The sequence below is a fragment of the Bacteroides sp. OM05-12 genome (genome assembly GCF_003438995.1).
Classification (GTDB): Bacteria; Bacteroidota; Bacteroidia; order Bacteroidales; family Bacteroidaceae; genus Bacteroides.
In genome coordinates, this window is the sequence record NZ_QSUN01000007.1 from 134911 (window position 1) to 147682 (window position 12772).

Genomic DNA, 12772 nt, shown 5'->3' on the forward strand with positions numbered 1-12772 from the left:
TTATTTATTTTTAAGAGACTGCCAAATATAAAATTGATAAGTTGTTCCCATTATTTTTTGCTCATATCTTCGTTTATTTAAGCTATTTGAAATATGATAAAAGAATGAACTCATACTTTTACTATCGCTAATTACATTATTTAGAAACCTTTTGTTTTTACTTGTAAATGCATCATATCTATAACTACCAATAAACTGTTTTGCCATAGATAGCGTAGTTAATGCATCCCATAAGCCCCATTCACCTTTCCAAGCCGTTATTTGCCCTGGTACATCAGTTCTATTATTTATAATATTTTGTTGCGCCTCAATTACTGCTTTATCTTTTTTCATTACTTGTGTATAAGGGTGATCAGACAAAAATACAGAAAACTCAGGACCAGTACCATTTACAAATTCATCAAAAAAATCCCAATCACTCTTTCCTGATCCAATTAGCGCCCCTTTATTATTATTTACGATGTCAAAAGTAAAGCCGTCACTATACATACTTCCTACCTTAAAATTATTAACTAATAGATCATCTATAATAGATTCAAATTCCCCTAAGGCAGAGCCTTTATCACCAATATAAGTAAACCCCTCACGTTCCTCATTCCCATCATACCATGTATAATATAAAGTTTTATTATTACGATACCAATCCATTCCATTAGGATCAATCAAATTTATCGGATTATTATTACAATAAACATAAGGACTTATCGAATAATATTTCTCACATAACGGGTCGATACTCATAAACCGTCCCAAAAGAGGATCTTGCGCACGAGCACCGAAATCATACCAGTCCAAGCCGTTCATACGGTCAATCTCCTTGCCACCGAAGAGATAATTTTGAGAAATAGTCGCTGTGGGTTTTATGGGACCGATAGAAGAAGCATCTTGCGATTCACCGTTATTATTATGAATACCACCAAAAGCATAATAATCATAATTTTTAGTATAAAAGACATTCGATTTGGTTAGAAGGCGGTTATTGCCCTGATGATCTTTTATATAAAAGTAATAAATAGGAGTATTGTTTACAAAAGATACAAAACCTTCATCCGTCAGAATTTTACTAAGTTTGCCGTTTTCATAAATGATATTACCACAGTAATCCGTTTCATCTAAAACTTTAGTTTGGATAGGCTTTAATGTATCAAGCCGGGATATACCATTGAATACCGGATGAAAAATAGGAATCTCTGTATAAGCATGCGTCAATCGGAGCTTACGACCTGATGCATCATAACGATAAGTATGAGATTCACCAGAACTCAATTCTATTTTATGAGGCAAATTCTTATTGGTATAACTAATACTAGTTATCTTTTTATTTAAATCTGAGGTGGTATTACCATTCCTGTCATAACTGTACTCATTTTCTTTATCGGCTTCATCCGTAAAATAGAAAGTACCTTTAGGTAAAGAGTTCAAAGATATATCATTGGTTACTTTTTTAAGTTGATTCCCTGAATAGGATAAGTTCAATTGATTTACAATTCCATATGAATAATCTCGTAATTCTATTATACCTATTCCTCTTGTTGACAGATGAAAATGTTCTCCTATAATCCCATAATTGGTTATGCCCGTTACATTTCCATGTTTGTCATAGATAAACTCCTCACTGAAATTCGGTCTTTTATCAACAGAAGTCGTGTCGGAGATTCTAGGTTCAGTATAAGAAGAACGAATCAAGCGGTCTAAGGAATCATAAGTATATTTACTAATTCTATTATCACCAGACGAATACCCCCATTGAGCAGCACTGATGTTTCCATTATAGCAGGGAACACCGCCGGAGAGAGAGGCATTATAATAAAGAGTCTGATAAAACGTATGACTTTGAATGTCGGTTAGCCAATTACGAATATTATAAGAATAAGTGATCGGAATTTTCTCATCATTCAGGCTCTTACTCTTTAAACGTCCGGTTGCATCATAAGATAAAGAAGACAGTAGTACAGGAGTGGAATTATTAAAAGAATGATAAGTATTCACCAAACGGTCTGTCCGGTCGTATGTATAGGTATAAAGCTCAACAATGGCATCCTTATCTTTAGCGCTATGTTCATGGCGGTGCTTCAAAAGTTTTCCCGTAAAAGAATATTTAAAATAATCTTTCTCAAACCCGAACAGATGATTGGAAGCAATGCTCTGAATGACTTGGGCGTCTTCACTATAATAAAACACTTTATAAAATCGTTGGGGAATACTAGTATCGATAGCCTCCATAAAAGAATTTGAAGTCTGATAACGACCAGTTATAGAACCCGTCAGTAAACCTTTTGCCGACAGCTTGTCATTGGTAGGATGCATATATAAATTATCAAAATCATATAACCCCTTATAAGAATAATCGCCATCCCTGAAACCCGCCATAGTCAAAAAAGAATAATTGTCATAATAATTGATATTCTCCAAAAGAAGCGAACCACTGTCAAAAGGAAAATCTATGACAGCATAACCGCTTTCCAGAATGGAGGAAGTTTCATCTCCCGTAAAAGTGGCGACAATCGAACGGTTTTTTATATTATCATATGCTGCACACTTACAGGTGCCTCTCACCACTTCCCGACCGTAAATGTCATATAGATAAAAGGTATAATGCTTAGTAAAACGCTGCACGCCATTCTGACTGAGAATCAAACGATGATCCTTGTCATAGAAAAACAACTCTTTTTCCGCTCCGGGTTTCTTTTTCATGGTACAGTTGCCGTAATTGTCATACTCATAATAATAGGCATAATCTATTAACGCCTGCGTATTGTCAATATTGTACGCTACGTTATTACTATTTAACTGATCCGCAGCCAAAGGAGGCAAAACATAGCGCAGATCACCATAATCATCATAAACATAATAAGTATCATAATTGCCTCCGTTTATCTGACGACTTAGAACCGTATGACCTTCCTTATCGGAAAAATCATAACGGCTGTGCCCATCCTCATCAATCGTTCTGACCACGACCAAATCTCCCGTGTCGTACAAACCTTTACGAATTAACTGTTTACCCAACAATTCATATTTTGCACACGATAAGCTTCCCGTACCGGTATTCACATAATAAAACGTCTGCACACCTCTTCCGTTCCATGCACTTCCGGCTCCACACTGTTTCAGAACTCTGTTCATTGCACCATCATAGGCAGTGCTGTTATAAGGCATATTGTCCGAATACTGACTACGTGCTCCCTGTTTCACTTCTTCCGGAGAAATCATAGCTTGTACATACGAAGATGTAGCAACCGGTAACCATGCTGTAGTTACCCTTTCATATCCGTCATACTCTGTCTGATAAACAAGATGTTCTTCATTTCCTCCCGCAAATTTCTCTATTCTCTGAATGGGATGTCCAAAGTCATCAGTATATTCTATTGTCTCCATGAATTTGTCTTCATCCATGAATTTAATATAGTTATTTTGCCGGTTGTCTATCGCAATTCTAGGTGCAATCTCTCTACGAAAATTTCCACTCGGTAATGTAAAATCTGCTACTTCTTTGCTCGCAGCATGTGCAATTATATCAATATTTGCAAACATGTATTTATTCCCATCCGTTTCAACTCTCCCATTACTTTCACAAATAATATAGATTTTACCAGGCATTTCTATTTCAGCTTTTATACCGGATTGACTATGATTAAAAACAAATTCGTCAGTCACATCTTCTACACCATATTTCTCCCACAATATATGTATTTGATCCTCTTTATTAGCTGATATTTCTATTGAAAAATAAAAGTTCTCATCACTGTCTATTTTAAAATAAGTATCCGCTATTCCATTATGGTTAAAATTATCACTTTGATTAGAAAGCATAATTTTACCATTATATCCATTATTAATATCTACCATTATGGAATTATTTAATGAGCTTCCCGACACCTCAGCAATATTCGCATAAATATTATTACTACATATCAATAATATCAGTAGATAGAATGTATTTATATATTTAATAGATTTTGTATCCATATTCGTATTCCTTTATAATTTTACCATTATTTAAGACCGTTTTAAGTAGTCCCTGTAAATTATATCCGTAGGAAACACTTGTTTGTCTGAAAGTTGTTTCATACGTTTTTTTCTTATCAGAATAATATTTAAAAAAAGAAATTTGCGCATTGGGTAACTTTGAATATAATATACTTTCCAGTTGAAGATTATCTATCGCATCTCCATTACTTATTGCTGACATAACCTCGCTATAAGTAGCACCTTTTATCAATGCGGTCGGACTTGTATAGCAATTATTCCATAGATAAATATATTCCGGCTTTCCTTTCATAAAAACATCAACCGGATTCCCTTTCTTATCAGTTGCTTCACAGCGATATTCTTCTATTTCATTTGATTCTTCTTTATGTGCTGTTTTTAATGTATAAACATAAGGGACACCATTGTTAGCCCGATAACCATATTTCTCTTTACTGAGAAATAAATCTTGTCCATTCTTTCTTATTACTGTCCTTTTCTCTATAACAGGGGTCAAGATATGTTTTTGGTACATATAAAGACAAATGTCATCATCTAAATAGTTATATGGATGGGTATAGGTTGTAATAAGTTGCTTCCCATTTGATAAATCCGTACAAGTTTTGGTTAAAAGGTATTGATCATCATAATATTGAGTTGTTTTAATAGATGACGAATATGACTGATTATCTCCATGCATAATTTCAATCTTCTCTGACAACAGACATGGAGTTATATATATCTTATATGCCGATATATATTTCAATACTCTGTCAAAATCCATAACTCTACTACCTAGATATAATTTATTAAATTGAAGTGATCGTATATAAGCTTCATTATTTTTATGGTATTTATATTGAATCGCCTTTTTAAGTTTTCCACTATTCGAATAGAATTCTTCTGATTGTAACAATCCCCGTTCATTTGCCCTTTCCGAATATCGGGCAAGCCTATGATCCGGAAACGACGTTGTAAAATAAAGAGGCATCTCATTCAAGTGAGTTTCATTCCATAAATCGGAATCAAAATTACTATAAGTGTATTTTTTATATCCTGACGCCTTGCCCTTACTATCAAAAGCGACTTCAATTACATTGGAATATCCTATAGGAGCCCCGTTAATATTATAAAGAGTATGCCCCATTCCACCGGAAGAAAATATTTGATAATCATCATCTTCATACTTAAATTTATATATATATTTAGGCTTCTGTGCCAAAATGCCACTACTACATCCATATTTAGCTGTATCAGAAATAGAGTTCACATAATAATATTGAATCTTATTATTTAAAGTATTATCCCTATTGTAATTGACAATCGCTTTTATCCGAAAACCGCCCGCTATATCATATGTTGAAACTTTTAGCTCATTCTCATCCGTCACATATTTAATATAATCATTTCTATCATAAATAAATTCGCTTTTTCCACCGGTAGGATAAACAATATTTCTTAATAATTCAGCCTGAGTGTCAGCTATAATCGACGGGCTTTTTAGATTATAATAATCCGCAGATGTTATTCGTTCAGGTTCATTATGAGTACCAGTATAAAAGCCCCAGTGATCATCCCTGTCTGTATAATACCTATTCGGTAAACATTTATCAGGAGAGTAATCCTTATCTACATAATAACTAAATTGATAAATTAATTTCTCATATTTTTCATAAAACAAAGGTATTTTAGTCGTCCTCTTTTCCATCTCTGTTAGAAGAAAACGATGAGAATAGTTCTCATAATAAGTAAATGTCGTAATACTTTTTTCCCTATCATCATTCACAGTAATATTACTTAAAGCTCTCCATTTAAAATCTTTTCCCGACTCAACAAACAGATTGAACCTACCTGCATCATTAAAATCACTATATATAGAAGTAGAATAAGAATAAAACAAATCCGAAAAATCAAATATAGATTCCGTATATCCCAAATCAGTACGTGCCCTTGACTTAAAATCAATAGTAGTTCCTGTTTCCGACTTTATTTGAGCGAGATATACCGGAAAAATAATTTGAGCATCGCAACACTCCCTGTCATATTTACTTAATGCTGCCGACATCGTAGAATTATCTCCTTTCATCACTTCGGAATAAACAGGTTTAGCTTCTCCTATTGGATCACCCGGTTCATAAGTGAAATCAACGTAATCTCCTTCCGGTGAGACAATCCGGGTAAGAAACCAACTGGTAGCATATAAATAGCCATCCTTTTGATTAAAATAGGGAATGCTATATTCTGTCGCATTTATTCCTCCGAATTCATACCTGATGCCATCCGGAGTAACCAATGTTATCTTATTAATTAAAGTTCTGTTTGTCCGGTTACCGTCATTGCCATTGATATCTTTCACTTTACTACTGATTTTATCTCTTGTATCAAATATTGAAATACAATCCAACCTTTTATTAAATTCCACTTTTATATCAGAAGAAGAATGGACAACAAACTGCCCTTTATGATCCATATAAAAAGAACCTGAATAGCCACAAAAGTTGAAATTAAATTCATCCGGCATCAGATCATAGAGATCATAACTTCCGTCATTAATTTCGATATAATGGTCAATCCGAGATTTACTATACCAATCGTCACGATCCAATTCCGAATAATGACCGAAAAAGCCTAATCTATTACCTTTATCATCTTCTTGTTCATCTGCAAGACAATTAACCGTACGGGTAATGCATCCTCCGGCAGAAAGCGTCCAGCCCAACCCCACCCAACCGGGATGGAGGTTTGGTTTCACATTGGATGTATGATAAGACAATTGTACCGGAACAGAAATATTCCTCAATTTCAATTCGTAAATAGGAATGGAGATATTGGCTACTCCGGTAAAAGGCACTGTCGGAATCTTTCCGTACGTGCATTGCTGATTGGCTTCCGGACTTGGGAAATTATACAACGGATGTTCAAATTGCGCAAACAATTGGTATGTGTTTATGATGAGCAAAAGAATAAAAAATACTTTTACCCGGCGATGTTTTGTCTTCATAGGTTTTATTTTATAATTTTTACTCCGAATATTTTATTGTCGACTACAATTCTTAACGTATACTCTCCCGGTTGGAAACCGTATAAAGGGATATTTGCCTGATAAAAGCCTTCCGGTTGTTTACCTCTATGTTCGTTAGAGAGCTGCCGGCTTTGCATATCAAAAAGCATGATGCTGATATCTGCTTCTTTATTCAAGGAATACTCTAATATTATAGAATTACCATTATCCGTCAGATATGCATTATAATCAATCGGATTAGAATCATCTGTTGCCGTATCATCTTTGTTTTTATCCGTTTGAGCATAATTCAACGCCTCTTGCCTTGCCGCTTCTTCTTCACGCTTTGCCTGATTTTCCGGATCATTCTCTAAATCATAATATTGGTCGTCGGGGGTATAATAGAAAGCAGTATTGGAGATTGGATATGGTTTCTGACGGGTATAAGCAGTACTTTGTATGGTTTCAAATATAGGATAACGGTATCCGTCCGCATACCAACGGTAAGTGTCCAATTGCATATACGCAGTATCGTTTGCCAAATGATAATCGATACTATCCGTATAAAAAACAGTATCACTTGCTTCCACTAACCGATAAGGAACCGTACGCTGTATAAACTTTTGAATCTGATGAGTCCTTAATACATGGCGCAAAGTATCTCCCGAAGGTAACAATATAACTCCGTATGCGTCCGCTTGAATTACAGATTTACCGCCGGTAGAAATAAACAAATGATTGCAGTAATCTCCATTTCCATAAAAATAATCTTCATGCCGATTGCCATATAACATGGGATATACCAATTGGAGTTCGGGTTTGGCATAACGGATCAAAGTAGTTTGATTTTCAAAACCGCAAGAAAATAGTGAATCACCTTTAAGCAAGTATTTATACAGAGTTTGATGTTCCTGTCTGGTAATTAAAGAATCATCATACTTATAATAAGTCAATCCGTAATTCTCATTAATGGGCTTTTGTTGGCTAAAATCCCATAAAACATGTTCCCCCTCCCGTCCGGGAGTTTTGTACTCAACTTGTTGCTTTATCAGATGGTCTCCATGACGCATCAAATTGCAGCTTTTTGTGAGATTAGGCTGGGCATAAAGGCCAACAGGTACAAATATCGCCAAACCTAGACAGTTCAATATTTTCTTCATGATAATTAAAATAGTTAGTTTATAATTAATCTACATCCAATATATCACCATCATTTCATTACCGTATCAAGCACGGAACGGATTCGAGAGATTCCCAGCTTCAAGCCTTACCTTGCAAATTTATAAAAAAATATTTATATTATAATTAAATTTTTGATATTTTTTTTGAATAAAGTCCCTTTCGAAATAAACATCTAAAGTATTATCCATATTCTCCCCGAAAAGTAGTATCTTTGCACTTAACGACTAAAGAATTTCTTCAGTACCTCCAAAACAAAAGACCTACTGTATCAGGATGAAAGATGTAGGGTGTCCGAAGAGAAGACGTAGGGCATTTTACATATAAACAATTAATATGGCAATAAAATTTAAGTTTGCAAAAATCGCTGATAATATCAGTGAAGAAGATTTCGTGTGTGTTGACAAAGAAGGTAAGAAGAAGGCAACGGTCAGACCGATATTGCTCAGCAATAAGACTGTGGGACGGGATGAGCTTGCCGAACGAATCAGCCGGAAGTATCCCCGTTTTTCTTCGGAAGCACATACCATTATCGGAGTGATGCTAGAAAGTATAAAAGATGTATTAAAAGACGGAGAAATAGTGCATATTAAAGGATTCGGCTCTTTCTCGGTCAATGCACAATTCAAGAAACACACGGAAAGTAATCTTGACGAAACGTCACGGGCCAATTCACTGGAGATAAAGAATGTGGTATTCAAAGCTGACAGACAACTCAAAAACGAAATCGATGAGGCCGGATTTGAAAAGTTTAACCCGGTCAAACACGGTACCAGAAAATATTAAAAACATGCAATACGACAGAATCTACCCTATTCGCCGGAATGAACATCTGAGCGATGCACTGCTACGTGCAGGAATGAAATTCATTCCCAACAACTGTATTATCAACAAACGGATTCCGGGCATCGGTGCCACTCATTTTGAACTGACTTCCCCCCGAAAATCTATTATTATCGAACCGAATGTGCCGGTCATAGAAAACAAATCACGGAAACATGAACATTGCCTCGCTGTGATGCAGGGAGTAACCGTTACCAAAATCATGCATTTTCTGGAAGAGTACGGAAATACAAACTACAAACTGCTGACTACTCCTGAGAGCTTCTTCAAGATAAAAGAAGCGATGGAAAAGTTGGAGATAAATATGTACAAGGATTGTTTCATGCTATTCGACGAATGCGAAAAGCTGGTTCAGGATGTCGATTTCCGCAACAGCATTAAGTTACCAATCGACGATTTCTTTCGCTTTGACAGTAAAGCTATGATCTCTGCCACGCCAATTATCGCGAACGACATCCGTTTCCGCCACTTCACAAAAGTGTTGATTAAGCCCGAATATGAATACAGGTTACCATTGAACATCATACAGACGAATAATATTACATTAGCCTTGTCGGAACTCCTGACAAACAAACGGCAGAAGGTCTGCATATTCTGCAACAGCATTGATTCCATCAACTCCTTTTTCAGGCTGATTCCCCGTTTACAGGATAGTTGTACTTATTGCAGTAAAGATGGTATCGAGAAACTTTACGCAGGAAAACGGCGGGACAAGTCCGTATTTATTTCAGAACCGGGACGGCATAATTTCTTCACGTCGCGTTTCTTTTCTGCCGTAGATATAGAATGTGAACCTCCTCACGTAGTTATCATATCCGATTTGCATGGAGCAACACAATCCACCATAGACCCCAAAACCGAAGCGATACAAATAGCAGGACGTTTCCGAAACGGGGTACGCAGCCTGACTCATATTACGACCATCGACCCAAATCTGGAATATCAGGAGAAAGAAGAAACCGATAATTGGCTGCAAGGTGCGGGAGAACTCTACAAACAATGGGTTCAGGAGTTGAAAACATCCCATAATGACGGCAAGCGCACATTGCTGAGGGAAGCGATAAGCAACAACAGTTACACCCGTTTTTTGGATGAAAACGCTCTGATCGATTCTTTCCTCATTGCCAACTATTATGAAGAACAAGCAGTGCGCAAATTATATACGGATATAAACCTGTTATTGGAAGCTTATCAGAAAGCAGATTATTTCCTGATTAATTATGAAGAAAAAAACTTTGATATCAGTGATGACGAACGTCTGGCCATTCAACGAATCGTATCTCTAAAAACGAAATATGAATGGTTGCTCCGTAAATTCGAGCAAATAGCTTATCTTAAAACAAACAAAGATAAGAAAATGCAAGCCCGTCACCACCAATTACTGCAAGGACTATTGAATTCGGAAGGCGAACAAAACCTTTACCGTTGCTACTCCCGTTTCGGAGCCGAATATGTGAGAACCTTAGAATTGAAAGACAAGGCCATCCGCGAAGCGATAGGGGCAGCTCCGACGATTATCATCAAAAACAGTCCTAAAGCAAAGGCATTATTTGCCAAGCGTTTCGAAACCGGTAAAGAATACAGTCCGACAGAAATAAAAGTCATGATGAACCATTTCTATAACGAACTGAATATTGAACCGCTTAAACACATGACAGCCAAAGAGATAGAAAAGTTTGCACGTATTGAGGAATATAGGGGGCACAACGGAAGAATCATTCGGATAAAAGAAATCTTATAATAACAAACAGTATCGTTTCCCCCCTTGCAAAAAGCGCGACAAATTTTCAACACTCATAAGGACGATTAATGTCACAAGTTTTCTTATTTGGGGCTTTTTAAAAGATAAAGAGTTGATAATGAGCTCCGCGACAAAAATTTCGCAGGAGGTATAAAAACTATAAATAAAGAGACGTAAAATCCATAGTTCTTTCATATCCCTTATCCATTAATAATTAGTCAAACATTTGACTAATTTAAGAACATTGCCTACCTTTGCGCCCGCTAAGGTAAAAAATAAAGTTATGTTAAAGGAAGGTGCAGAGTTCAGGGAACTTCAGTTGCAGATATTCCGTACGCGTATGGCTTTTCGCCGCTGTATTCAGCGAACATTGAAGGAGCACCATGCGGGTATTACGTTTGAAATGCTGCAAATATTAAGCTACCTATGGCGAGAGCAAGGTATAACCCAACAAGTATTGGCGGAACGCACAGCAAAAGACAAAGCCTGTCTCACGAATTTAATGAACAATCTGGAGAAGAAAGGATATGTATGCCGCAGGGAAGACCCCGCAGACCGACGGAACAAATTGGTATTTCTGACCCCGGAAGGAGATAAATTCAGAGAACAGATTCGTCCGATTCTCGATGAAGTTTATAAAGAAGGAGAACGCACGATAGGATTGGAGCGCGTACAAATACTGTTATCAGGATTAAAAGAGATGCACGATGTTTTGGAAAACATATAAGTATACGGGAATAGTAGTAGGATTATTATTGGGAATACATACAGCGAAAGCCCAGACGGACTCTCTCTTTCTGAGTGTCGACCAACTATTTGAACGGGGAGTACAACACAGTTTACTACTGCAAGCGGATGCATTAAAAGAGCAATCAACTCATCAGCAAACTCTCACAGCCCGTTCTGCACAACTGCCCGATTTACAAGTAGGATTGAAAGGTGGTTTCATCGGGCAACCGGTCGTATTCCGTCAAGGACTTTCCCAACCGGTTTATCCTGATATGCCGGACTGGTCTCAAAACTATGCCATAGATTTCACACAACCCTTATACCAAGGAGGTAAAATACGTTACAACATTCGGAAAGCAGGATTAGAGCAAGCGCTTGCTGAGCTGCAAACGCAGACAGACCGGGGGAAAGTTAAATTGAACCTGCTGGAGCAATATTTGGGTCTGTTCAGTCTATACCGACAATATGAGGTGCTCACACGAAACATTGAAGAATCAGAACGGCGTTTATCAGATATACGGCAAATGAAACAAGAAGGACTCATTACCAACAATGATGTGCTACGCAGTGAAATGCAGCTGACTAACGATCGTCTGTCATTGCAGGAAGCGGAAAATAGTATCATATTGGTGTCACAACAACTGAATATCCTGTTAAATCAAGAAGAGAACCTGTTACTTATTCCGGATACCACCTTACTGTATCAGGCAGTAGCACTCGAATCGTATGACGACTACGTAACCGAAGCCTTTACCAATGAACCGGAGATGAAGCAACACCGTAAACAAACCGAACTGGCACAGAATAATGTCCGGTTGATTAAATCTGCTTCCCTACCCGCAATTTCATTATACGCATCAAATACGCTGGCACGCCCTATTTCCCGTACAATGGAAGATATGTATAATAATAACTGGAACATAGGATTATCCGTTTCCTATCCCTTATCCTCTATCTACAAGAACAATCATAAGATAAAGGAAAGTAAATTGGCAGTTGACCTCAGCCGAAATGAAGAAGAACAGAAAATGCAGACGATACGCATCAATGTGCGCACAGCCTACATCCGCCATCAAGAAGCGTTACAACGGGTGGAAGCATTGAAACTATCCGTACGCCAGGCACAGGAAAACTACCGTATCATGCAGAACCGTTACCTGAACCAACTGGCTATCCTGACTGATCTACTCGATGCCAACTCTGTACGGTTAAACGTGGAACTGCAACTAACCACTGCCCGCACACGGGTTATTTATACTTATTATCAACTTCAGAAGGCTTGTGGCCGTCTCTGACTAATTGAATACTAT

At 37.0% G+C, this 12772-nt stretch carries 7 protein-coding genes; 4 read left to right on the top strand and 3 right to left on the bottom strand.

From position 1 onward, the window contains the following. The 3 genes from DXB63_RS08490 to DXB63_RS08500 are packed head-to-tail and all read right to left on the bottom strand — an operon-like array spanning position 1 to position 8130. Positions 1-3969: an RHS repeat domain-containing protein gene (locus DXB63_RS08490; RefSeq protein ID WP_122125976.1), complete on the bottom strand. Its 3969-nt coding sequence runs from the start codon at positions 3967-3969 to the stop codon at positions 1-3. Next, positions 3950-6970 carry a hypothetical protein gene (locus DXB63_RS08495; protein WP_122348141.1) on the bottom strand — a complete coding sequence of 1007 codons (3021 nt, stop codon included), beginning with the start codon at positions 6968-6970 and terminating at the stop codon, positions 3950-3952. Before DXB63_RS08495 ends, DXB63_RS08490 begins: the two co-directional genes overlap by 20 nt. A gap of 5 nt (positions 6971-6975) precedes the next feature. After that, positions 6976-8130, bottom strand: coding sequence for a T9SS type A sorting domain-containing protein (locus DXB63_RS08500; RefSeq protein WP_147332277.1), 1155 nt, complete (start codon positions 8128-8130; stop codon positions 6976-6978). A gap of 355 nt (positions 8131-8485) precedes the next feature. Between DXB63_RS08500 and DXB63_RS08505 the strand changes: the two genes are divergently transcribed. From DXB63_RS08505 to DXB63_RS08520, 4 genes are all read left to right on the top strand, one after another. Then, the gene (locus tag DXB63_RS08505; RefSeq protein WP_122125979.1) at positions 8486-8935 is read left to right on the top strand and encodes an HU family DNA-binding protein; all 450 of its coding nucleotides are present in this window, start codon (positions 8486-8488) and stop codon (positions 8933-8935) included. Between the two features lie 4 nt (positions 8936-8939). Continuing rightward, on the top strand, positions 8940-10733 hold the full coding sequence (locus DXB63_RS08510) for a hypothetical protein (protein WP_122125980.1): 1794 nt from the start codon (positions 8940-8942) through the stop codon (positions 10731-10733). Between the two features lie 283 nt (positions 10734-11016). Continuing rightward, the gene (locus DXB63_RS08515) at positions 11017-11460 is read left to right on the top strand and encodes a MarR family winged helix-turn-helix transcriptional regulator (protein ID WP_122125981.1); all 444 of its coding nucleotides are present in this window, start codon (positions 11017-11019) and stop codon (positions 11458-11460) included. After that, the gene (locus DXB63_RS08520) at positions 11441-12757 is read left to right on the top strand and encodes a TolC family protein (RefSeq protein WP_122125982.1); all 1317 of its coding nucleotides are present in this window, start codon (positions 11441-11443) and stop codon (positions 12755-12757) included. The genes DXB63_RS08515 and DXB63_RS08520 overlap by 20 nt, the downstream gene beginning before the upstream one ends. Positions 12758-12772: the final 15 nt, after the last annotated feature.